General features: G+C 31.7%; 30 protein-coding genes. 28 read left to right on the forward strand and 2 right to left on the reverse strand.

Annotated elements, in window-relative coordinates; translation table 11 throughout:
- The first annotated feature begins 92 nt into the window (after nucleotides 1-92).
- The 10 genes from ACLRVU_RS01135 to ACLRVU_RS01180 all read left to right on the forward strand — a co-directional run bounded on the left by ACLRVU_RS01135 (nucleotide 93) and on the right by ACLRVU_RS01180 (nucleotide 5,585).
- A complete protein-coding gene (locus ACLRVU_RS01135; RefSeq protein WP_412890326.1) occupies nucleotides 93-323 on the forward strand; it encodes a hypothetical protein in 231 nt (76 codons plus the stop codon).
- A gap of 28 nt (nucleotides 324-351) precedes the next feature.
- The gene (locus ACLRVU_RS01140) at nucleotides 352-1,116 is read left to right on the forward strand and encodes a DNA-methyltransferase (RefSeq protein ID WP_412890327.1); all 765 of its coding nucleotides are present in this window, start codon (nucleotides 352-354) and stop codon (nucleotides 1,114-1,116) included.
- Nucleotides 1,117-1,210: 94 nt separating this feature from the next.
- Complete coding sequence (locus ACLRVU_RS01145; RefSeq protein WP_412890328.1) at nucleotides 1,211-1,522, forward strand: hypothetical protein; 312 nt, start codon at nucleotides 1,211-1,213, stop codon at nucleotides 1,520-1,522.
- A 41-nt stretch (nucleotides 1,523-1,563) separates the two neighbouring features.
- A complete protein-coding gene (locus ACLRVU_RS01150; RefSeq protein ID WP_412890329.1) occupies nucleotides 1,564-1,776 on the forward strand; it encodes a hypothetical protein in 213 nt (70 codons plus the stop codon).
- Between the two features lie 61 nt (nucleotides 1,777-1,837).
- Nucleotides 1,838-1,990 (forward strand): hypothetical protein, encoded by a 153-nt coding sequence (locus ACLRVU_RS01155; RefSeq protein WP_412890330.1) that lies wholly within the window; start codon nucleotides 1,838-1,840, stop codon nucleotides 1,988-1,990.
- Between the two features lies 1 nt (nucleotide 1,991).
- On the forward strand, nucleotides 1,992-2,444 hold the full coding sequence (locus ACLRVU_RS01160; RefSeq protein WP_412890331.1) for an XF1762 family protein: 453 nt from the start codon (nucleotides 1,992-1,994) through the stop codon (nucleotides 2,442-2,444).
- A gap of 198 nt (nucleotides 2,445-2,642) precedes the next feature.
- Nucleotides 2,643-3,068: a tyrosine-type recombinase/integrase gene (locus ACLRVU_RS01165; RefSeq protein ID WP_412890332.1), complete on the forward strand. Its 426-nt coding sequence runs from the start codon at nucleotides 2,643-2,645 to the stop codon at nucleotides 3,066-3,068.
- Between the two features lie 128 nt (nucleotides 3,069-3,196).
- Nucleotides 3,197-3,688 carry a dUTP diphosphatase gene (locus ACLRVU_RS01170; protein ID WP_412890333.1) on the forward strand — a complete coding sequence of 164 codons (492 nt, stop codon included), beginning with the start codon at nucleotides 3,197-3,199 and terminating at the stop codon, nucleotides 3,686-3,688.
- Between the two features lie 194 nt (nucleotides 3,689-3,882).
- Nucleotides 3,883-4,344, forward strand: coding sequence for a sigma factor-like helix-turn-helix DNA-binding protein (locus ACLRVU_RS01175; protein ID WP_412890334.1), 462 nt, complete (start codon nucleotides 3,883-3,885; stop codon nucleotides 4,342-4,344).
- Between the two features lie 527 nt (nucleotides 4,345-4,871).
- The gene (locus ACLRVU_RS01180) at nucleotides 4,872-5,585 is read left to right on the forward strand and encodes a terminase small subunit (protein WP_412890335.1); all 714 of its coding nucleotides are present in this window, start codon (nucleotides 4,872-4,874) and stop codon (nucleotides 5,583-5,585) included.
- Nucleotides 5,586-6,683: 1,098 nt separating this feature from the next.
- Here the strand turns inward: ACLRVU_RS01180 and ACLRVU_RS01185 are convergent.
- Together ACLRVU_RS01185 and ACLRVU_RS01190 are read right to left on the reverse strand one after the other, a co-directional pair.
- Entirely contained in the window at nucleotides 6,684-7,151 is a 468-nt protein-coding gene (locus ACLRVU_RS01185) for a hypothetical protein (protein ID WP_412890336.1), read from the reverse strand.
- 126 nt (nucleotides 7,152-7,277) lie between these two features.
- On the reverse strand, nucleotides 7,278-7,622 hold the full coding sequence (locus ACLRVU_RS01190; protein ID WP_412890337.1) for a hypothetical protein: 345 nt from the start codon (nucleotides 7,620-7,622) through the stop codon (nucleotides 7,278-7,280).
- 515 nt (nucleotides 7,623-8,137) lie between these two features.
- On the opposite strand from ACLRVU_RS01190, the gene ACLRVU_RS01195 reads away from it, so the two are divergent.
- The 18 genes from ACLRVU_RS01195 to ACLRVU_RS01280 all read left to right on the forward strand — a co-directional run bounded on the left by ACLRVU_RS01195 (nucleotide 8,138) and on the right by ACLRVU_RS01280 (nucleotide 23,816).
- Nucleotides 8,138-8,413, forward strand: coding sequence for a hypothetical protein (locus tag ACLRVU_RS01195; protein ID WP_412890338.1), 276 nt, complete (start codon nucleotides 8,138-8,140; stop codon nucleotides 8,411-8,413).
- A 6-nt stretch (nucleotides 8,414-8,419) separates the two neighbouring features.
- A complete protein-coding gene (locus tag ACLRVU_RS01200) occupies nucleotides 8,420-9,019 on the forward strand; it encodes a recombinase family protein (RefSeq protein WP_412890339.1) in 600 nt (199 codons plus the stop codon).
- Nucleotides 9,016-9,882 (forward strand): DUF2971 domain-containing protein, encoded by an 867-nt coding sequence (locus tag ACLRVU_RS01205; RefSeq protein WP_412890340.1) that lies wholly within the window; start codon nucleotides 9,016-9,018, stop codon nucleotides 9,880-9,882. The genes ACLRVU_RS01200 and ACLRVU_RS01205 overlap by 4 nt, the downstream gene beginning before the upstream one ends.
- A gap of 107 nt (nucleotides 9,883-9,989) precedes the next feature.
- Nucleotides 9,990-10,250 (forward strand): hypothetical protein, encoded by a 261-nt coding sequence (locus tag ACLRVU_RS01210; RefSeq protein ID WP_412890341.1) that lies wholly within the window; start codon nucleotides 9,990-9,992, stop codon nucleotides 10,248-10,250.
- Nucleotides 10,251-10,497: 247 nt separating this feature from the next.
- Nucleotides 10,498-12,168 carry a phage terminase large subunit gene (gene terL, locus ACLRVU_RS01215; protein WP_412890342.1) on the forward strand — a complete coding sequence of 557 codons (1,671 nt, stop codon included), beginning with the start codon at nucleotides 10,498-10,500 and terminating at the stop codon, nucleotides 12,166-12,168.
- 13 nt (nucleotides 12,169-12,181) lie between these two features.
- Entirely contained in the window at nucleotides 12,182-13,639 is a 1,458-nt protein-coding gene (locus ACLRVU_RS01220) for a phage portal protein (RefSeq protein WP_412890343.1), read from the forward strand.
- A gap of 304 nt (nucleotides 13,640-13,943) precedes the next feature.
- Nucleotides 13,944-14,489, forward strand: a complete 546-nt coding sequence (locus tag ACLRVU_RS01225; protein WP_412890344.1) for a hypothetical protein — start codon at nucleotides 13,944-13,946, stop codon at nucleotides 14,487-14,489.
- Between the two features lie 13 nt (nucleotides 14,490-14,502).
- On the forward strand, nucleotides 14,503-14,832 hold the full coding sequence (locus ACLRVU_RS01230; RefSeq protein ID WP_412890345.1) for a hypothetical protein: 330 nt from the start codon (nucleotides 14,503-14,505) through the stop codon (nucleotides 14,830-14,832).
- A gap of 12 nt (nucleotides 14,833-14,844) precedes the next feature.
- Nucleotides 14,845-15,903: a major capsid protein gene (locus ACLRVU_RS01235; RefSeq protein ID WP_412890346.1), complete on the forward strand. Its 1,059-nt coding sequence runs from the start codon at nucleotides 14,845-14,847 to the stop codon at nucleotides 15,901-15,903.
- A gap of 1 nt (nucleotide 15,904) precedes the next feature.
- Nucleotides 15,905-16,030, forward strand: a complete 126-nt coding sequence (locus ACLRVU_RS01240) for a hypothetical protein (RefSeq protein WP_412890347.1) — start codon at nucleotides 15,905-15,907, stop codon at nucleotides 16,028-16,030.
- A gap of 11 nt (nucleotides 16,031-16,041) precedes the next feature.
- On the forward strand, nucleotides 16,042-16,359 hold the full coding sequence (locus tag ACLRVU_RS01245) for a phage head-tail connector protein (protein ID WP_412890348.1): 318 nt from the start codon (nucleotides 16,042-16,044) through the stop codon (nucleotides 16,357-16,359).
- A 137-nt stretch (nucleotides 16,360-16,496) separates the two neighbouring features.
- A complete protein-coding gene (locus ACLRVU_RS01250; protein WP_412890349.1) occupies nucleotides 16,497-16,862 on the forward strand; it encodes a hypothetical protein in 366 nt (121 codons plus the stop codon).
- Nucleotides 16,840-17,355: a hypothetical protein gene (locus ACLRVU_RS01255; RefSeq protein ID WP_412890350.1), complete on the forward strand. Its 516-nt coding sequence runs from the start codon at nucleotides 16,840-16,842 to the stop codon at nucleotides 17,353-17,355. Before ACLRVU_RS01250 ends, ACLRVU_RS01255 begins: the two co-directional genes overlap by 23 nt.
- Nucleotides 17,342-17,725, forward strand: coding sequence for a hypothetical protein (locus ACLRVU_RS01260; protein ID WP_412890351.1), 384 nt, complete (start codon nucleotides 17,342-17,344; stop codon nucleotides 17,723-17,725). Before ACLRVU_RS01255 ends, ACLRVU_RS01260 begins: the two co-directional genes overlap by 14 nt.
- Before the next feature lie 14 nt (nucleotides 17,726-17,739).
- The gene (locus tag ACLRVU_RS01265; RefSeq protein WP_412890352.1) at nucleotides 17,740-18,216 is read left to right on the forward strand and encodes a hypothetical protein; all 477 of its coding nucleotides are present in this window, start codon (nucleotides 17,740-17,742) and stop codon (nucleotides 18,214-18,216) included.
- Nucleotides 18,217-18,235: 19 nt separating this feature from the next.
- On the forward strand, nucleotides 18,236-18,559 hold the full coding sequence (locus tag ACLRVU_RS01270) for a DUF5055 domain-containing protein (protein WP_412890353.1): 324 nt from the start codon (nucleotides 18,236-18,238) through the stop codon (nucleotides 18,557-18,559).
- Nucleotides 18,541-18,930 (forward strand): hypothetical protein, encoded by a 390-nt coding sequence (locus tag ACLRVU_RS01275; RefSeq protein ID WP_412890354.1) that lies wholly within the window; start codon nucleotides 18,541-18,543, stop codon nucleotides 18,928-18,930. The genes ACLRVU_RS01270 and ACLRVU_RS01275 overlap by 19 nt, the downstream gene beginning before the upstream one ends.
- A gap of 41 nt (nucleotides 18,931-18,971) precedes the next feature.
- A complete protein-coding gene (locus tag ACLRVU_RS01280) occupies nucleotides 18,972-23,816 on the forward strand; it encodes a hypothetical protein (protein ID WP_412890355.1) in 4,845 nt (1,614 codons plus the stop codon).
- The last annotated feature ends 11 nt before the right edge of the window (nucleotides 23,817-23,827 follow it).

The raw sequence follows: 23,827 nt of genomic DNA on the forward strand, positions 1-23,827 counted from the left end.
ATCTAAAACTGTTAAAGCAAAGACAGCAATTGAAAAAGAATATTAGACGATAGGACGCCAATAATATTCTTGTAAAAGGAGGTTAACAAACCATGTTAAATAAAAAAGAAATTGAGTTTTTAAAAGTCTTTGATGATGATATTTGCATTACTAAAGATATAAACGGTAGGGTATTTCTAACTAAGGACAGACCAGTGTTAGACGAAACATTAGGAGAATGGCATAAAGCAGATTTTATAGAATTAGAGCCGGAGTATTTTAAGAATTTAAGTTGGAAACGTGCTTATTTTTCAAAACAATTATTAGCGGAGGCAGGACAATAGTCCGCCTTTGCTATAAAGGGGGAGTTGAATGGAAAAACAAAATAATTGGTTAGAGGAACATAAAAACAGCATAGTCCTAGGGGATTCATATGAATTAATAAAGAAAATTCCCAATAATAGCATCGACTGTATTTATACCGATATTCCATATAAATATGTTAATGTCGGTAAAGGTGAAAGCGATCTTTCGAAACGTATGGGAAAGAAAAAAATGGAATTAAAAGAAAACGGATTAGAAGATGGAGTGGATTATTCAATTTTAAATGAATTTATTCGAGTAATGAAAAAGATTAATGTATTCATATGGTGTTCAAAATTGCAAATTTTAGATATTATCAATTTTTTTGATGATGTGGGTTGCCGATTTGAAATATTAGTGTGGTGCAAGTCTAACCCAAGTCCAACTACTAATAATGTTTGGCTACCGGATATTGAGTATTGTCTATATTTTAGGGAAAAAGGGGTTCCTTTAAATGAGGGGTATGAATTAAAAAGTAAATACTTTATTTCTCCAATTAATAAATCCGATAAAGAATTATACAAGCACCCAACTATAAAACCTCTTAAACAAGTAGAACAACATTTAAAACACGTACTAAAAGCCGGGCAAATCGTATTAGATCCATTTTGTGGATCAGGGACAACATGCGAAGCAGCTAAAGTAAATGGATTTAATTTTATAGGAATAGAAAACAATAAAAAGTGGCATAAAATCGCTGTTGACCGCATTAATGGCATTACTGCAGACGGACAAACAAGTATTTTCACAGACTTTGAGGAATTAACAAAATGACCATAGAAGAATGAGCTTAATAAAACGAAAAGTCCTTATCGTAAAAGAGATTTAGAAAAGTGTTTGAAGAGATTAAAACAAAAGGAGAAAAAGAATGAATAAATTAATGGATTATGAAGTGGATTTTTTAAAAAGATTCGATGAAGGTAAAACAACAGAGGATGATGTCAAAAATATTGCACGGCAAGAGTTTGGTGATGAAATCGAACGTGTGTATGGCGAACCAAGACGTTGGTCGAGATGGTGTACTATTTATTTTCAAGTTGGTGATAGATACTTTGAAACTGGATTTGATGAAGGGCTAACTGAAATGCAAGAAGATGAATTCTATGACGCAAAGATTATTGAAGTAAGACCTGTTGTAACAACTAAAACAATTACAGTAACAGAATATGTAGTTGTTTAGAGAGGGAAAAGAGAATGAATAAATATCAAGAGGCATTAGATTTGCTCGCAATACAAACCGATAAGGAAATTATTTATCAAGACGAAATAAACCATTATGTTAATACCTTGCAAGAACTAATTGATAAAGCAACACCAACTAAACCATATTACAAAGAAGCAGATGAACCGCTTTGCGCGTATTGTCATAATCCACTGGACGCTGAAGAACATTGTGAAATTTGCGATCAGCGAATAGATTGGAGTTTTGAATGATAGAGCCTGAAAGAAAAATATTATGTATTAAAAATTATAGAGATTGGGGAGGCAAAAAAGAATGAATAGTCAAATCGAAGAAATAAAAGAACAAATTGAAGGAGCGTTTGGAGATGCGGTCGGTGTAAAAGAGGTTTGCGAAATATATGCCGAATTATTCCACTGCATAAAAATACAAATGGAATTTGTTATAGATACCTTGTTGGAGGATTAAGATGAGAGCCGTACCTATAGAACTAAAGGAGGCTAATAATTTTGTAGCCGAATTACACAGACACCACCCACCTGTTTATCGAGATAAGTTTAGGCTAGCGTGCATAGCGGAAGACGGACACATATGCGGAGTTATACAAGTTGCAAGGCCAGTAGCAAGACATCTTGATGACGGAAAAACTCTCGAGGTAGTTAGGTGCTGTACTGACGGTACGTATAATGCTTGTAGCTTCCTTTATTCACGAATGACAAGGATTGCGAAGGAAATGGGATACAAGAAAATTATTACTTATATTTTGGATAGCGAAACAGGAGCCAGCTTAAAGGCTGCAGGATGGCATAAAGAAGCTGATATAAAAGGTCATTCGTGGAATTGTAAGAGTCGACCAAGATGCACGAAAGCTCCAACCTGTAACAAACAGCGTTGGTGCAGATATTTGAATGCGGAGGATTAAAAAGTGGATTTAAACACAGTATTAAAACATGTAACACGCATCGCAAAGGAAAAAATAGAAAACGGCGAGAAAGCAACAAACCAAGCCTGTAAAAGACAGTAAACAATTAGAGGAAATTCTCTATTACTTACTTCAAAAACGTGACAGAGCCGAAAAAAAAGGCAGAAAGAAAGATACTGGCAATATGATCGTAATTATATGTTAGTTCTTGTTGGATTCAATACCGCATTCCGGGCAGAGGATCTGTTGCAACTACGCGTTAAAGATTTAATCTATGGTCACATTCAGATAAAAGAGAATAAGACAGGTAAGTCGCAAATGTTTAATCTTAACAAAAAGTTGTTAGATGAAATAAGAGGGTATGTCGATCGTAATAGCTTCACGGACTACGACTATATGTTTCCTTCTCAAAGATCGGACGGTGTATGCAAAGCAATATCTAGGCAACAGGCAGACCGGATCATAAAAGACATAAAAAGAGCTTTACATATCAATTACACTTTCGGTATGCACAGTTTAAGAAAGACATTTGGTTATCGATATTATACAGAACATAAAGATGTATTGACAATAATGCGCTTATATAATCACAATCATCGCGATTATGGCAACCTTTGTATTTAAGATTATGAAAGGATGATTAAATAAATGTATATTAATGAATTTTGGTGTGGAGTTATTTTCGCTGTATTAGTTGAAATAGCTACAATAATTACAATGGTTGTTGTAGCAGCAAAGAAAGGAAGAATAAAATGATTAAAATTTTAAAAATGCTTATGGATCAACAAAAAGAACTTGATACATATATTTTCAAAAATAGAGGAATTAAAAGTTATAATGAGAATATTGAAAAAAATATTAAAATTGCTTTATTTGTTGAATTAGGTGAACTTATGAATGAAGTTCCAACAAACTTTAAACATTGGAAGAAAGACTGCAAAGATGATAGAGAAAAAGCAATTGTAGAATATGTAGATTGTTTACACTTTTCATTATCTCTTGCATACCATTATCAAGTACCAATTAGCTTCGTTTATCATGATTATGATAATGTTGGAAAACTTGCTGATATATATGAAATAGATTATTTATTAATGGAAATTGTAATTAGTTCTAATAATGTAAGAGGGTTACATGCTTTATTTTTGTTAGGAAACAAATTAGGATTCTCATGGGATGAAATATACTGCGCTTATAATAATAAAAATAAAATAAATTATGAACGGCAAAAGAACAATTATTAAAATTCCTGATTATATATACCAAGCACTAAGAACATATGGAAATGCTAGTATTTCTTTAAAATTATTTAAGCGTAAAGATGAATTGTTAAAATTGTTAAAACGTGATGGGTTTGATTGTAAGATTAGAGTTAGCGAGACATATAAAACGGATGTAGGAAATAAAAAAACAGTATATTATATTTTGGAGGTAAACAATGGATCAGAAAGAAGCTAAATCAAATGTCAAAGTTAAATTAACTAAAGTTAAAACATTAAGTATTGATTGTGATGTTCAGGAAGACCGATATAATACTGCTAAAGCTGATTTAGAGCAAGTGAGATCCATTCAGTTCGGAGAACAAATAAAATCAACTGCAATGCAAGGGAAGGAACTCATAGCATTGCAGTTAGAAAGAAAGGACAAGGAAGAATTAAAACTAATTGAGATAAGAAAAGATTTGTCAAACGCAAAGGAAGAATTAAAAAATTATCTTAGAAATATTGATGACGGATTTAAGTACCGTGTCATGTTTAATCGTTATGTATTGTTATATTCTTATAAAGAAATAGCTAAGAAGCTAGATGTTTCATTGCCAACGGTTAAAAACTCTATAAATAGATCAATAAATAAACTTATTGAAATTGAATTAAGTCCAAAACAAAATGAAACCAATTGAAACTAAAAGAGACAGCAATATACCTAAATAAACAAACAAAATGTGATATCATTATAATGTGAAATGAGGTAATAAGAAGATGTGTATTTTATAATAAGCCATAAAATATAAGCTGATTCTATTACAAATAACGAGAGAGACCTAAGGGTCTTTTTTGCTGTATATAAAAATGACATTAGAATAAATATCACAGTTACCAAGAATCTTTAGCATATGAACGTATGAGGAACTTTATTTAGTTTGGGAGATTACAAACGATATTTTAAACTGACATCTTATGAAATCAAGATATGATGAAGCGTTAGAATATGTTGATGATTGGAGACCATCGATTAACTTAGAAAAATAGATAAGAATTTGTAATAATCAGATTGAGTTTGAGAACCTTTAATGGTTCTTTTTATATGGTAAAAGTATTAAATTCATTCTTAATTTATACATTAAATGTATAGGGGTACACCTACTTATGAAGTGGGAATGCTATGAATGAAATAGGTTAAAAAATATCAGTAAAGGAGGTAAAATTAATGGCGAAATATGATCCATATGAACTAGCACATATGACGAATGAACAAAGAGTCGAATGGGGAGAAGAAAGACGTAATGAAGCCTTAATGGACTTCCTAAATGGTATGACTTATGAACAAATAGCTAAGAAATATGAAGTTGATAAACGAACCGTACAAACATGGAATAAGAAGTATTGGGGGAGTATTCCTAAAACGGAAGCAAAGCAATATAAACCGTTAATAGAGAAAGATCAAACCCAACGCATTAAAACAAGAATGTTATTAGAAAAGTTATCTAAGCTAAGAGGAGTTATGCACACCGGAAGACCACGAATTAATTCCGCAGAGGAATTTAACATGGCTTTTACTGAATACATTGAACTATGTTATCAAGGTGGAATGAATCCAACCATAAATGGATTAGCTACTTTTATAGGGATTACTAAGAACACCTTATCATCTTGGGAAAATGGACAATTAGGCAATGAAATAGCCTATGAAGTTAGATTAGCACACCAATTCATAGAGGAATTTGACGATGCTAAAGCACAAGATGGAGAAGTAAGAGATGCAGTATATATATGGCGTTCTAAGAACTATCACGGCATGGTAGATAAGGTAGAAACAACAATCCATACCACTCATGAAGAAGATCGTTCCATTGAAGAAATAACTAGACGTTTAGACTCAATGAATCAAGTAACTATTGATGCCGATTACACAGAGAAGTAACATCACTTAAAATCTGTCAAATTAAGCCATATAAAAGCATTTATAAATGAATAGGTATTTATACCAAATATCGAATTATGTATGACAGCAAAAGAAAATGAACCTATTTTTATCAATCTATCAACAAATATATAACAAGTAAATAGTAACAAAGTATAAATAACGTATTATAATGATTAACAACTAGTATAGTAACTCTTTAAAAATAGTTAATATGTAGTGTTTAGCTGAATTGGTTACATTGTTTGATTAAATTCAAAGAAAATAAAGAGGGAAGTCACTACAACTAGAACGATTTAGAGATAAAAATCATCAAATTCAATTCATATTTTTTAACTGTTAATTTTTTCAAAAAATCATTAAATTTAGAGAAATAACAACTAAAAATGTGAATGGTATTAAATATTACGCGGTTATATAGAAGTGCTTAGTGAAAATACAAATAATTAATTAAAAGCAAGATGGATCTATAAATATAAATTTCTAAAAGTAAAAATTTGACGGAGTGATTAAGTGAAATTTGATGAGTAATTTTTATTTTTTGATTAGAAGTGGAGACTAAATCTGTTTCCTTTCAAAGAATAAAAAAAAGCATCAATACAGGTGCTGGAAATAGTATTATTTGGGTACAAAAAAAGAGAGGGTGAACCTCTCTAACGTTTGTTAGCTGATGTATTGAAGCCAGCTATAAATGCCCATATCCAAGCAATAGGTGCGGCTATTAACATAATTGCTAATTTACACATGTAATACGGAATACCGAACATTATCAAGAATAGAAGTTTTAACATATCGATTACCTCCAGTAAACTAATTTAATTATAAGCTTTATTTAATATTAGGACAATATCAAGTATCATCTATAGTACATAGAAAGCAACTTTTTAATTATCAAACAAAAAATATCATTATGCGATATGTAATATCTTTCAAGTAGTATAATAGAGTAATTCATTGTAGCTTCTCCTTTCTGCTACCTGACACTCAATGTTTATGAGTGTCAACGCTTAGGGCTTAAAGCCTTTTTATACTCGCCCTAACGAGTGTGTGTGGGTACTGCTACTGATCTAGTGGATCTTAGCAGCCTGTCCATCATTATTAATACCCCGCTTCTAATAGTTTTAAAGCTTCTTTTAAAGCCTCTTTTTTATAATCTTCGTCAGTGTAATCATCTAAGTAGTTTTCTAATACATAAGCTTTAAAATCGTTGTTGTCTCTTGCTTCATCTAACAGAGCATAAATATTAGTGCTTTGTAAATTGTTATAACCGTCAAACCTTATAAACTCATCGGCCCAATTTACATTGCCAAATTGAGTGGCTCTTGCAGCTTCATATGGATTTGTGAAATGTTCATCGAAAAACTCTTCGCAAAATTTATAAATAGCATTATTACTATCACATTCGTTTAAATAATTTCCATACAAGCTAATTACTTCATTATCACACAATGAGTAAAGGTAACCATTAACTATGATATCTAATACTCCCTCGTTATAATTAACAAATCCATTACATTCATAGGCTGTTAATTGAAAGCCTAATTCTTTAACGTTCATCGTATTCATTTTCTTTCCTTCTTTCTAGCTTTATAGCTGACTAGATAACTAAAGGTCATCTAGTTTCGTCTTAATTTGCAAAGACTCATCAGAGCTATTTAAAGTTGTATCAATAGGTAATTGATTAATCGTCTATTACATTAATGTTTCTAATATTTCTAGCGCTTTTTTCCCTTTTTCAACTTTCGATAATGTATATGGGTTGCTACTGTGTTCGTTTCTCTTGATGTATTTTTTTATTTTGTTCGCTGAACCTAGTCCCTCAATGGCTGCTTTTTTAATAATGTCTATTTTAGATTGTTCTAGTTTGATTGCTCTAAGTGTGTTGGTATCTACTCCATACATTCCTATACCTTCTATATTTAATAATGAACATAGTAGTAGATAACCATCATTCATGGGGACATTCCAAACAACGTGTCCGTATGGTATTTTTTTAACTACTTCAAACTCATGTTGCCCGATAATTATTTTTTTCATTTTATAAACTCCTTTTCTTTATGCTGATCTGTTGTTGATATTTAAATACGAATACTTTATAATTGGTAGTGGGAGCGGTGAACTCCCACTATAGAACCTATCTAATAGATTCTATGTACTGTTTAAGGCTGTTACCGTGTGAGGGTTTCAAGCCTTTTTTAATACACAAAACAACATACAATTTAAATTGTTCTTTCATGGGTATCCTCCTTTCTATATATTTGCAATCACTTAATAATGATTACACTTATATTATACACTAATTAATGATTAAGTAAATAGTTTTATACATTAAATAATGATTTAACTTAAATTGAATATGAATGTGTAAAAAACACTTGTTTAATACACATTATTATAAGTAAAATATAGGTACCCCCACACTTTATAGGAAGATCCACCAGTATGTAGTCACCCCCATTAGCATCCTAAAAAAATAAAATACATTATTTAATGATTGACATAAATCATTATTTAGTGTATTGTTGTCTTAGATAAAGAAATGAGGGAACAATATGAATATAAAAGAAACATTGACTAAATTAATAAAGGATAATAATTTATCTCATGCATCACTTGCTAAGAAGATGGGATATAAAAGCCCTTCAAGTATTGGGAATGTTGTAATAAGAAATGAAATGAAGGCAGGAATGTTGATTGATATATGTAATGAGTTAGGCTATGAAATTGTTATAAAACCTAAATATGGTGATAACAAAGCTGAGAGAACGATAATTTTAGATGAATCTACCGATGTTATTGATAATAGAGGAAAATTTGAAAGAGGGTGAATCTGAATGATCTATGGTTATGCAAGAGTATCAACTAATGGTCAGTCGTTAAGCAGACAGCTAGATTCAATCAACCAATATAAGAAAGTGGATCGTTTGTTTACAGATAAGAAGTCAGGAAAGAATTTTGAAAGAAAAGGGTATCAAGAATTAAAAGAGAATGTAAAAAAGGGCGATGAAGTTATCGTTCATGCCCTAGATAGATTTGGAAGAAATAAAGATTTAATTAAAGAAGAATTTACATGGTTCAAGAATAAAGGAGTAATTATCAGAATATTGAATATGCCAACAACACTTATTGAGATAGAAGGTCAAGAATGGGTAGTGGAGATGATTAATAATATTATTTTAGAAGTGTTGGCTAGCTTTGCTCAAAACGAACGTGAGGAATTAATCACTAGAGTTAAAGAAGGAATGGAAGCTGCAAAAAAACGTGGTGTCAAGTTTGGACGCCCTAAGCTTTCGATAACAAGCGATTTATTCAAACAGTATCAAGAACTCGTAGAAAGTAAAAAGATGTCTGCATCGCAAGCTAGCAAGGAATTAGGTATATCTCGTAGGAGTTGGTATAATTTGGTTGATGAAAATATGAGAGGTAATATATGAGTTTAGAAGCGGATTTAAAAAAAGTTCTTAAAAGAAATGTCTTAGCAAATAAATTTATTAAAATTTTGAATAGTAAAGAAAATAATGAAATTAAATTACAAAAAATAAATAAATTTATGCAAGAACATTATAATAATAAAAAACTATATAGATTTCGTGTTGATAATGATTATAATTTAGATTATCTTCAAAATGATAAGCTTTGGTTGTCAAATTTAAATGAATTAAACGATATATTTGAAGGGGAAATATTTTTAGGAAAGAATTATAATTATGATTTACTAAAGAAAGAAATTATCAAACAATTTCCAATGTTTAATGAAAATGAATTAAAAAATGAATATTTAGATAAAGTAATACGTGAACAATTTAAGGCTATGTTTTATATCGCTTGCTTTACAGAAGATTTATATAATTTCAATATGTGGGCTAACTATGCGAATGGTTTTAAAGGCTTTTGTTTAGAATATGATTTTAATGAACTCATGCTTTATATGAATTTATTAAATAAAGATAGTAATGAGTTTACATTTTATCCTGTTGTATATAAAAATATAAAAGAGTTTAAAAGTTGTAACTGTTTTAGTGATGAAATTTTTAATAGACTTATTGAGAAACCAAGTGAGTTTTCATTTGAATATGAATGGAGACTAATTAATGGGGTTGGTTTAGAAGATGAAAATAATTTGGGGAAAGGAATTATATTCATTAAACCTACTTCGATTTACATCGGTTCTAAGATGACTAAAGAATATAAAGAGAAGGTATTAAAAGTATGCAAAAAAAATGAGATTGAAGCATATAAAATGGTTCTTGAAAAAAATATCAAAAAAATAGATTTTAAGAAGTTGGCGCTTGAATAGCGCTTTTTTTATATAGATAAGCGGAGGTTAACATATGTTTGAAATTATAATTCAATGAGATTTGTTGGAATATTTATATTTGTGATACTTATGATAAAAACTTAAATATGATAGAAGGTGAGCAAGAGACACAAAATCTTGGTCTTACAAACTTTATTAACGGAACAATTCATATTGATAAAAATTTATCTGCAAGTATTTTTAAAAAAATATTGATTCATGAAATGGTACATGCATGTTTATTTAGTTATGGGCATTTTAACGAGAACTATAGCCAAGAAGAATTATGCGATATAGTTGCTTTTTTAGGACCCGTGATATTTGAAAAAGCAAGTAATGTTTTAGGATTTTTTAAGGATAAAAATTAATTTTTATAGCCTTGATAAGAATTCTAAGTGAACTATCATAAAACCAGTAACAAAAATAACACTTAATGAAGTGCTAGTTAGTAATTAAGGGAATAATGTTATGGCTGCTTTTGGGTAGCATAAATGTATTGCATTAAGCAGACATACCTTTAATTAGACCACAATAGTGAGTTTATAGCTCATCTAGCAGAGAGTAGAAAGAGATTTCCAAAACGTCATTACATATGGCGTTTTTGCTTTAAAGGAGATGATAACTATTAAAATTGAAACTATTATAAAGAGATTAGAGAAGCGTGGATTTGATGATCCAACAGATGTAAACGATTATCTAGTAGCATTAAAAAGACTGGAGCAAGAGAATTTAACAAAAGATCAAAAATATTACCCAACATCTCATGAAAAAAATAAACAATTGAAGTTTGAGTGCTTAAAAAGAATTAATGATAAAAAAATTAGTGCTGAAATAAGAGTTAAATTTTTAGAGTTGTATAAAAAGGCATTAAAATTTGATTCATTAATTGATTTTGATAGTTATTTGCTTTATTTGGAATTTGAAAGAGAACCACATGAGCGGTTTTATCAGCCTAGAAGAAATATCTTCTTAAAGCACGGAGTTATACAAGCTTTTCAAGATTTGGAAGATGATACATTAGACATTTTAACATTATCACTTCCTCCCGGGGTGGGTAAGTCAACACTAGGAATAATGTTTTTATCTTGGATTATGGGGAAATATCCAAACGATTGCAATTTGGCTTCAGCACATAGTGATAAATTAACAAGATCCTTTTATGATGGTGCATTAACTGTAATCAATGATCCTGATTATTTATGGCATGATATATTTGGCGATGTTGTATTGCAAGGCACAAATTCAAAAGATGAAACTATTAACCTAAACAAGCCTAATCGTTTTAAAACTTTGACTTGTCGAAGTATAGATGGGTCGTTAACGGGGGCAACAAGATGTTCGCGTTATTTATACGCAGACGACTTGGTCAGTGGTATTGAAGAGGCTATGTCAAAGCAACGTATGGATAGCCTTTGGAGTAAATATGGTAACGATTTGAAGTCTCGTAAAAAACAAAAATGTAAAGAAATACATATCGCTACACGTTGGAGTATTTATGATCCAATTGGAAGATTACAATTAATTCATGAAAATAACCAAAAAGCAAGGTTTATTAATATCCCTGCTTTAGATGAATGTGATAACTCTAATTTTGAGTATGACTATGGAGTCGGATTTGACACTGCTTACTTTGAAGATATGAAGGAAACCATGGACGACGCTTCATTTAGAGCTTTGTATATGGGTGAACCTGTAGAACGTGAAGGACAGTTGTATAAAATTGAAGAACTCAAAAGATATTATGAATTACCCATTGACGAACCGGATGCAATTTTATGTTTAAGCGATACAGCAAATAGTGGTACGGACTACACGTGTATGTTAATTGGCTATAAATATGCTGATGATATTTATATACATGATATTGTTTATGATAATGCTCCACCAACATATGTAAAACCACAACTAGTTAACGCTATTTTAAGAAATGATGTACAACAAGGGCAGTTTGAATCTAACAACGCTGGAGGGAATATCTGTGATGATGTTCAAAAGGAAGTAAAAGAGCGGGGAGGTCGCTGTAAACTGACTAAAAAATATACTACAACAAATAAGGAAACAAGAATTATCACCAATTCAGACTTTGTTAAATCAAATTTCTATTTTAGAGATAAATCGACTTATAAAAATGGCGATCAATACGCAAAATTTATTACTGATATTTGTAGTTATACTATGGCAGGTAGAAACCCACATGATGATGGTGTAGATGCGCTGGCAATGTTTGCCTTATATATAAATAAAAGTAATTATTATAAACCTGAAATATTTAAAAGACCCATATAAGGAGGTATGACTATTGGATGAAAAGAAGACTTTATTTGGAAGAAAAAAAATAAGATATCCAAAGAAAGTAATAAATAAACAAAATGTACAAGAAATTTTAGATTATATTATTCCTATTTATGAAAAAAATAGGGATGATATGTGTTATTTGCTTAATTATTATAGAGGAAACCAACCTATTAATCATCGTGTAAAGGAAGTTAGACCTGAAATAAATAATAAGATAGTAACAAATCACGCTTACGAAATTATATCTTTTAAAGTAGGATATACTTTCGGAGAACAGATTCAATATATTAAAAAATCTAAAGATGGTCCAACAGGAGAAATCAAGGAAGATGGCGCGATTTCTGCTCTTAATGAATTAATGGCATATGATGGTAAAAGTGTAAAGGATAGACGATTAGCTGAATGGATGTACATTTGTGGAACTGGTTATAGAATGATATTTCCTACACAGCCCGGCGAACTTAACCCATTTGAAACAGAAATAGTTAACCCGTTAGAATGTTTTGTTTGTTATGATACAGGATTTGGCGAAAAGCCTTGGCTTTGTGGTAAAAAAACTGAATTTAATGGTTTAACGACATGGACCATTTATACTGACAATCAATGTTTTGAGATTGAGAATAGTCTCATTAATTTGGAAACAGGAATCTCTAAAACAGAACGTAAGATTAAAGAAAAAAAGCACATTATGGGATATCTTCCGATTATTGAATATCCACTTAACCCATCTAGGCTTGGTGCATTTGAAATAGTCATTGATTTATTAGATGCGTTAAATAATTCAGTATCTAATAGAATGGATGGCGTTGAACAATTTATTCAAAGTTTCATGAAATTTGTTAATGTTGATATAGATGAGACGGATTTTAAAACAATGAAAGAATTAGGTGCGATAAAGATATTTTCAAGGGAAGGTTTACAAGCTGATGTTGGAATTATTACTAGCGCACTCGATCAATCACAAACACAAGTGCTTGTTGATGATATATATCAGACAATTTTACAAATTTGTGGTGTACCTGATAGACAGGCTAGTGCTGGTGGAAACACAGGACAGGCTCTAATTATCGGACAAGGTTGGGCTAATGCAGAATCAAGAGCAAAGGCTGATGAAGAGAGTTTTAAAGAAGCAGAAATCCAATTTTTAAAAGTTGTTAGTAATATTCTGTCAATGACATCTACTGTAGATGATTCGCTTAAACACATTAATCTTAGAGAAATGGAAATCAAGTTTAACCGAAACAGAACAGATAACATATTAACGAAGACACAAGCATTAATGAATCAGTTGCAAAGTGGTGTTCACCCTCGTGTTGCATTGCAAACAAGTGGATTATACAGTGATCCTGAAGAAGTCTATGTGACATCTAAAGAATATATGGATAAAAAATGGTTATATAATGCAAGCAGTAATGCCTTAAAAGATAAAAGTGAAGGAAGCTTTGTAAACACTCATGAGTAAGTTTACATCAAGAATAAGAATTAGAGGGGATCCAAAATGTTGTCATAAGTTATATGAAGTTAAAAGTAAAATTCATACAGATTACGATACAGGAATTAAGGTAAAGAAAATAACTTATAAATGTCTGTGTTGTGATTTTGAAAAAGAAGATAAGTATATATTTGTTAAATAACACTAGGGAGTGTTTTTTATTTTGTTCCTTTGTCGTGGAACTAAAACAAGACTATGTACTCAATCCTAAGAGGGATAACAAACGGGATATCCAAAGAGCGATGCTACCGCCTAAAAAGCAAAGGAGAATAAAATGAAAAAAGAAGATTTAATCGCTATGGGATTAACAGAAGAACAGGCTGATAAAGTATTAGCTGAAAATGGAAAATCTATTAATAAATTAAAAACACAATTAGCTAATAAGGATATTGAGATTAATGAATTAAAAGATAAAGCTGACGAGCTAGATACTATTAAGCAATCTCAATTGACGGATGAACAAAAACTACAAGAAGCATTAAACGCAGCAAAGGAAAATGAAATTAAGTTTAAAATGCAATTGTCAAAATTAGAAGCCGAGAAAATCCTAGTTAATGCTGGTCTTAAAGAAGATGATTATAAAGATTTTATTGATAATGTAATTAATGAAGATCTAGACATCACAAGAAATATTGCACATGGATTTGCTAATGTTATTAGTGCGAAAATTGAAGCTACAGAAGCACAAGTTAAAGAAAATATTTTGAAAGATATGCCTAGACCACCTGCAGGTAATGAAGATGAAGCAGATGAAACAACAGCATTTGTAAAAGAATTAGTACACACATCAAAAGAAGCAGATACTAGCGTATTCGAATAATTAGGAGGAAAATATGAAATTTAAAAAAGAAACATTTGGATCTTCAAAAGAGATTCTTTTGAACGATGATTATGCTGCTATTAAAGTAGTTGTTGATGATAGCGGCGTTGAAATAGATAGCGATGGTAAAAAGATTATTAAAGCTGGGACTCCGTATCCAAAAGATGATGCAACAGCACAAGGTATTTTGCTTTATGATACCGATGTAACCTACGGTAAGCGACCTACAGCTCTGTTAGTTAGAGGGATGGTAGACGTTAAAAAAATTACCTTACCAACGGAAGCAGCAAGAAAAGCAATGCCACAAATAAAATTTAGCGGGAAAGAATATCCAACGGCATAATAGGAGGGAAATATGAACGTATTAGATTTAATTAAACCAACAGTATTAAGTTCTGTGTGGACAGAATCACAAACAAATAAAGTTTCATTTTTAGGTGCAGGATTACTATTTCCGTATACTAAAAAAGAAACTTTGGATATTTCATGGATCAAAGGTCATAAGGGTGTACATGCTGTGTTAAAAGCGAGTGCCTATGATGCTAAAGCAACATTTAGAGATCGTATTGGAATTGAAAAAGTAACAACGGAATTACCGTATTTTAAAGAAGCGTATAAATTAAAAGAAAAAGATATCATGGATATTCATCGAGCAGTTACGAATAATGATCCATATTTGAAAGATGCCGTTTCTCGTATTTATGAAGATGAAATCAATTTAGTACAATCTGCTTATGTGAATGCTGAACGTATGGCAATGCAATTATTATCAACCGATAATGGGAATGTTAAGATTGTAATGGGTGGCGATGATACAGATTATGAATATAATTATGATCCTGATGGTGCATGGAAAGCAACAAACTATACAGAATTAAAAACAACGGCTCTATGGACAGCTTTTGATACTGCAACACCTATCAGTGACTTAGAAGCAGCTATAGAGAAAGTACAAACAGAAACAGGAACAGTTGTAACAAAAATTGTGATGAACACAAAAACATTCAATTTATTACTTAAATGTAAAGAAATTAAAGATCGAATTTTAGCACAAAATGCAACTGCTAATATTTATTTAACAAAAAAAGTAGTTAAAAACTTTATTCAAGAAGAATTAAATATCTCTATCATCTTGTATGATAAAAAATTCAAAGATGAAGAAGGGAATACAAAAGATTATTATCCTGAAGGGTATGTAACGTTATTACCGGATGGGGCATTAGGCAATGTTATCTTCGCTCCAACACCTGAAGAAATTGAGGGGGGAGAGGGATTCAAATTAATTGATGGTCATATTGCTTGTCGTGTAATCAAGGAATCAGGAGATCCGATTGGCGTTAAAACTGTAATTGCTGAAACAGTGTTGCCAAGTTATGAACGTATGGATGAAGTTGCTGTTTTAAAGGTGAAATAATGTGAAAGCAACGCACACAATTAAAATTGGAGATAAATATTATTATGCCGGTGAAGAACTTCCTGAAAAGGAAGATGAAATGCCAAAAAGAAAAAAGACAACTAAGTCCACAGAAAAGAAAGAATAGGAGTGATCCTATTGGATACGCAATTAGAAAAATTAAAAAAACAGTTACCGGAGATTGAAGGAAGCCAAGATGATGAGCTACTTTTATCTCTTTTAGAATCATCAAAAGATATTATTTTAGAAAATAGATTTCCCTACAAAAAATATCCTGAGAAACTTGAACAAAGGTATTTAGGATTGCAAATTAGAATTGCTAAAGAATTGTATTCAAAAATGGGTGCTGAGGGAGAAAAATCACACTCAGAAGCAGGAGTGAATCGTTCATGGTCTAGTGCAGATGTATCCGTTGAACTAATTAGTTTGATTATTCCTTATGTTGGAACGATATGATATATATTGCACTGAATGCTTGAAAAAAGGACATACAAAGCGAATAGGAAGATATGCCAAAGGAACACAAGGAGTTCTTTTTTTGTGGTGTAAATCGTGCAAAAAAGAGGTTATAGTGAAGATTGGAGGAAATAGCAATGCGGTCAATCGTTAGAGGTAAGAAAAAAATATTCTATTCACTTTATGGTAAGGGAGAAGCATACGATGAATTTGGTAATAAGGTGAAGGGCTACTCACCTATTAAAGAAATCAAAATGCAAATTTCAAGCGATAAAGGTTCTACAGAAAATCAAGCATTCGGTAAAGATTTAGATTATGATAGAGAGATGATTATTCATGATATTAATTGCCAAATTGATGAATACACAAAGCTATGGATAGAAAGTGATCATTTAACCGATGAATGCGATTATGAAGTAAAAGCCGTGGCTAAATCGATTAATTGCATTCGTTATGCTATTAAAAAAATTAAGGCAAATAATGAAAGTAAAAATAAAACTTAGTCAAGAATCTATCGATGAAGCAAGAAAAAAAATAAATGATTACAATACTGCACTTAAAAGAAAAACTACAGATTTAATAAGCAGGTTGGGTGATGAAGGCTATAGTTGTGTTGCTAAGCGTTTACAAGAAATACATTGGACAGGAGAACTTGCCAGTAGCTTAAGCTATACACTAAACGGCAATACCGCAATTATTAGTGTAGACAGTGAACACGCTATTTTTGTAGAGTTTGGTACCGGTGTTGTCGGTTCTAAGAATGGACATCCATCAATTGATGGATTCAATTATTCTTATGCCACAGGTCAATGTATTGGGTGGTATAACGTAAATGGGCAGGTTAAGTTTGGATGGTATTACTATAATCCGGAATTGGATAGATTAGTGTTTACTGAAGGAATGGAAGCTAGACCATTTATGTATGAATCATCATTGGAATTAAGATATGAAAAAATGAATCGAATTGTAAAGGAGATATTTAATGATAGATCATGAAAATAAAGTGTTTGAATTAGTTTCAGAAAAATTAAGAGAAACTTACGAAGATATTTATATCACTCAAAGAACATCTGAAAATATACCATTGCAATTTCCTTGTGTTTATATCATTCAAAAAGGAACGAGTGTAAATACAATGTTTTCAACATTTGATCAACGTGAAAATGTAGCCATTGAGAATTATCAGTTTGAAGTATTTAGTAATCTAAATATTGGTAGGGAAAAACAAACAAAAGAAATAGTTTCACATATTAATGATGTCATGGATTCGTTAGGGTATTATCGTAGCTTTAATGAATCCATTTCAAATTCAGATTCAAGTATATCTCGAAGAATAGTAAGATTTACAAAAAACAATTCAATTTAACAGGAGGGAATAAAATGGGAATTGCATTAAGTACTGCAGGAGTAAACGTTGGATATGCAGTAGAAACAACAAAAGGAACTAGACCAACAACAGGTTATTCATATGTTCCGGATATTAAGGAAACACCTGAATTAAATCCGGAACCAAATACATTAGATTCTACAACGTTATCAGAACTAGAATATAAGACTTATATTAAAGGTTTAAAAGATTTAGGTGGAGCATTATCTTTCACAGCAAACTTCACAGAGGATTTAATGACTGAATGGGATAAATTAGTCGTAGCTTATAAAGCGGCTAAAGCTGATGGTAAATCAGTATGGTTTGTAATTGAACATCCTGAATTAGAAAAAGCAGCATTTTTTACAGGAGAACCAAGCGAAATGGGATTACCATCAACTAGCGTGGATTCAATTTTAGAGACAAGTGTATATGTTACACCTACAGGAGCTCCAATTTGGGAAGCGAAACCAACGATATCACAATCTTAATATATAAGGAGAAATGAAAATGGCAAAGAGAATTCAATTTGAATATAAAGAAAAAAGTTATACTTTACAGTTTACAAGATCCGTAGTTGAAAAAATGGAAGAAGATGGTTTTGATGTTACAGAAGTGCAGAGTAAACCAGTAACAATGATTCCTAAGTTATTTAGATATTCATTTTTAGCTAAACAACATGATGTCGATCCTAATTTGACAGATGAGATTCTATCTAATTTAGAAGATAAAAGCGGATTGATCGAACAATTAAGTGTAATGTATTTAGAAACGGTAAATACATTGTTTGGTGAACCATCAAAAAACGCAATCAAGTGGAAGAAACTGAATTAAATACTTCCACTAATAAAAATATAAGATTAACGGAGACATTTTATAAAATGTTTCCTTTTTATTTATCTATTGGTATGAATTATGACCAATATTGGAATGATGATGTTTGTTTAACAAAATATTATCGTGAAGCAGATAAGCTAAATCAAGAACGTATAAACCAAGAAAAATGGTTGCAAGGGCTTTACTTCTATGATGCGATAAGCACCTCACTTTTTAACATGTGGGGAAGAAGTAAAGGGAAACAACCGAAAAATTATGCAGAAAAGCCATACGACTTTAATCACTCTATAAGCGAAGAAGAGAAGAAAAAGGTTGAAAGTGAGAAAGCAAAAGTATGGTTAATGAATTTTGTTAATTCATTTAAATAGAGCCTTGAGCCTTTAAAACTAAAGAGCAAGGGGGTGAAATTATGTCAAATGAATTAAATATAGATAAGCTAAGTATAGAAATATCAGCTGATAGTAATAAAGCAAATAAAAGTATTGATGAATTGAGTGATTCCCTAACTCATCTAAGTAGAGTGACTGGTAAAGGGATCGTAGGGTTAGATAAAATAAGAAATCAACTATCTAATTTGAATAATATTTCAAAAAACGTTAAGGCAGAACACTTTAATAGTATTGCAAAGGCGTTTGGTTCGTTAGCAAATTCTCTGAATGGGATAACAAGTATCGATGGCGCAGTAGCGAAAACAATTAATACGTTTTCAAGAATAGGAAAAGCAACAGAGTCTCTAAACAACGTTAACTTTACAGACTTTAGTAATAAAACAGCCCAATTAACAAATGCAATGCTTCCATTACAAAATGTGGGTAAAATAAACATAGGTCAAAACATTTCTCAACTTAATAGAGTACCTGAAATGATTTCATCATTAGCTAATGTTGATACAGCTTCACTTTATTCAAAAATGAGTGGAATTTCAAAAGCTATGGCACCTTTGCAACAGATTAGTAAAACTAACCTTAGTCAGAATGTGAATGCTCTAGCAAAATTGAAATTAACATTGTCATCATTAAATAGTTCGGAGATTAATTTTTCAAATCTAGCTAGTCAAACGCAACAATTAGCAAGTGCTATGGAGCCTTTACAACAGATTGGTAAAACTAACCTCGGACAAAATATTACTCAACTTATGAAGTTAAAGGACCTATCTGCAAGCTTAGATGGAGTAGATTTTAGTAAACTATCTGTTCAAATAAAAAATATTGCTGTAGCGTTACAACCATTAGCTGATGTAACAATAAAAATGAATGGATTGTTTTCCGTTCTACCAAGGCTTTTGAATAAATCTAGCGCCGGATTTGCAAATTACAATTCTAACGCAAAAAAAGCAAGTACAATCAATTCAAAATTTAATCTATCTTTAGGATCGGTTTTTAATGGACTGAAAAGAAGTATAAGCGGATTAAGAGGGACATTTCTAGCGATCACTTTGGTTGCGGGAGGAATCGGGAACTTATTTGAGGAAAGTTCACAATATATTGAAAATTTAAACTTATTTAATGTTGCAATGGGTTCAGCAACAGACAGTGCTATGCAATTTGCTCAACAGGTTCAAAATGCTATGGGAATAGATATGGGTGAATGGATGAAATATCAAGGTTCATTTAATATGCTAATCTCAGGTTTTGGAGTAGCAAGTGATAAAGCACAAATTATGTCACAGAACTTAACACAATTAGCGTATGATTATAGTTCTTTAATGAATGTTAGTGTTGAGTCAGCATTTGATAAATTAAACTCAGCAATGAGTGGACAAATCAAAGGGCTAAAAGAATTTGGTAACAATGTATCTGTTGCAATGGTAAAAGAAACAGGTCTTAAATATGGACTTGATGGTGCTGTAGCATCATGGGATCAAAATACACAAGCCATTATGCGCTACATAACCATTATGGAGAATGCAGCTAATGTTGATGTGTTTAACGATATGGCTAGAACATTAGTTACTCCCGCTAACGCAGTTCGTGTTTTAACCCAGCAATTTACAATGTTAAAACGTGCAGTAGGCAATATTGCAAGTGTATTTATCTCTAAACTCATTCCATATGTACAGGTATTTATTCAATTATTAACAAAATTAGCTAATTTTGTAGCAGGGCTATTTGGTTTTAAACTTCCTGAAATTGATTATAGTGGTCTTGCCGGTGGTGGCGCTGATGCAGAGGATGCATTAGATAATGTCGGTGACAGTGCTTCCGGGGCCACTGATAAAGTTAAAGAACTTAAAAAGCAATTAATGGGATTTGATGAACTTAATATTCTAAATTCACCTGATAATTCAAAAGATAGCTCAGGATCAAACGGTTCAGGTGGCGGAGGAAGTATTGGAGATATTGAATTACCTCAATATGACTTCTTAAAAGGGTTAGAAAATAGCACAAATGAAATGTTAGATAAGCTAGAAGCTAGATTGAAGGAATTGTTTAAACCTGTTAGTGATAGTTGGAATGTTTATGGTGTAAGAGTCGTAGATAGTCTTAAATACCAGTTTAATGAAATAAAAGCATTGGTTGGTTCGATTGGTAAAAGTTTTAACGATGTATGGCAAAATGGCACTGGTTATGAAACAATAAGCCATTTATTAAATATTATCGCAGATTTAAATTATTCAGTAGGAAATCTCGCTAGTCAATTTAAAATAGCGTGGGAAACTGCTGGGGTAGGAAGCCAAATTGTTCAAAATCTTTGGGATATATTAAACATTGGATTAAGTTATTTAGAAGATATGTCAAGAGAAACGGAACGATGGACAAAGAAATTGAATTTTGTTCCTGCGTTAAAAAGCGTTTCCAACTTATCTGATGCATTTAAGGATCTATCTTCAGTTGTAATGTCTAATCTGTCAAAAGCGTATAAAAACATTTTATTACCATTCGCAAAATGGAGCATTGAAAGAGGGGTTCCTTTAGTAGTAGATATGTTAGCTGCTTCAATAAGATTATTAAGCACTATCCTTAGTAAATTTTCAGCTGGATTAAGATCTCTTGAAGGATTATATAACATCGGCAGCAAGATAGCTAAATTAGGATTTGAAGGAACTATTATATTAATAACAAAAGCAGTAGATGGGCTAAATGCTATCTGTAATACATTCGGACCGGTTCTCAGTGGCGTAACTGTCGCTTTAGGTGCGTTCTTTGTAGCATGGAAAATAGATACAATACTAAATGCTACAGGAAAATTAGGAATCCTTACAAAAGCGTTCCAAGAACTTTATATAGTTATTTCAGAAATTAAATTAAATGGATTTTCGAGTGCATTTAATCTAGTACTTAATCAAATAACTGATGGGAATAAAGCTGTATCATCATTTACTAGTGTTTATACAAGGATGAATAACGCACTATTGAATACACAAATCTTTACCGTTATTGGTGGGGCATTGTCTACACTTGCTATGAAATTAGAAACTGCTGCTGCATCTACTGGATTGATGGCTACAGCTGCGGGATTGTTAAGTAAAGCACTAGCTTTCTTAGCTGCTAATCCATTAGTCATTGTCGGTATCGCCTTAGCTGGTATTGTAACTGCATTAACATTATTTAGTAGTAAGACAAAAGATGCTAAGGATAGTACAGAACGATTTGTTGAAGCAGAAAAGAGTAAAAAAGATGCGCTTGATGAAACAACCAAATCTTTATTAGAAAGTACTGAACAAACTAAAAAGAATGCCGAAGCTGCAAAAGGGCAGTGGGATACAGCTTTAGTTTATGTAAGTCAACTTGAAAAATTGACTGGTGAAGATGGTGTTGTAAGTAATATTAAACAAGCACAATATTATGTGGATCAATTAAATGGAATTCTTCCTGAAAGTGTTAGTCTTACAGAAGATGGGCATTTAGCTTGGACAGAAAGTAATGAGGCAGTAAAGGAAAATATTGAGCTTTTAAAGCAAAAAGCTTTAGTAGAAGCATATGAAGAAGACTATATCAATAGTATGCGTCAACGTTCAAAGGTACAAGCTGAATTAACATCTGCTCAAAATGCTTATAAACAAGCACAACTTGAAGCTAATCAAGCGCAACAAGAATACAACGATATTATTGCTAAAGGAGAAATACCTACAGAAAATCTTAAACAGCGTTTAACTGATACAAGCGCAAGATTGGAAGCCACAAAAGGAACATTAGAATCAGCGAATAATGCATGGGTTGCAAATCAAGAGGGCATCAATAATTATGAAGCAGAATTAAAGGCATTAGACGGTACAGTAGAATCTACAGTTGTAAAGATTAAAGAAGAATATGGTATTTTAGATGCTGATCATCGTATGACAATGGAGTCTTTAGCTATGGGGTTGCAAGACTTAGATGATAAACTTGATGAATCAGGAACACGTTATCAAGAAATGAGCAATATTGAAAGAGAAGCGAGTAGAGTAGCCAGAGAACAGATTTTAGATGATTTAGCTCAAAAATCAGATGCCTATGATTACTCATATGATGAAATGATTAAGGCATTAGAAGAAAAAGGTATCTATCTAAATACTACTGAAAGGAAACAATTAGAAGAAAACATTAAGAATGCAAAGGCTGCTTGGGAACAAAAACAATTAGATCAAATTGATAGTAATTATAATTCGCTAGTTGAAAATGAAACTTATGGAGTCAAACTACTTAATGCATCTGAAGGAAATCTTTCAAAATATGTTCAAGTATTTAAAGAAAAAGGGGATGCCTCAGGTGCTGGTCTAATTAGTGATTTAGCTAAAGCTGTTGAAGAAAATGGCGGTAAGGTAGATAAAAATATAACCACTATTTTAGACAATATTAAGAAGAAAGCAGAAGAACTGGAACCGGGTGTAACTGTAAAAACAGAGGCTGATGAAACATCTATATCAAACGCAAAAAGCGCCATAGAAACATCTTTCGGTGGGATACGCTTTGGTATTAGCTCTGAACTTGAAGCTGTTGGTGGTAAAGTCACAGGACATTTGGGATTGTTCAAATATGCATCCGGTGGTATGCCTGACATGGGAGAAATATTCGTTGCTCGTGAAGCAGGACCGGAACTTGTCGGAAAAATTAACGGCAAAACATCTGTTGCGAATAACTCACAAATCATTGAGGGTATTGAAGGTGGAGTATTTAGTGGCGTTGCTAGAGCCATGCAAATGTTCAGCGGGCATAGTGGAAATAAAACCATTACTGTTATAAGTCAAATTGATGGTAAGGTTGTAGCAAAAACAGTATTTGATGAACACAACAAAGAAGTTATTCAAACAGGGGAAAGCCCTTTACTTATTTAGGAGGGATATTT

The sequence above is a fragment of the Beduini sp. genome, assembly GCF_047239305.1.
Lineage (GTDB): Bacteria > Bacillota_I > Bacilli_A > Erysipelotrichales > Coprobacillaceae > Beduini.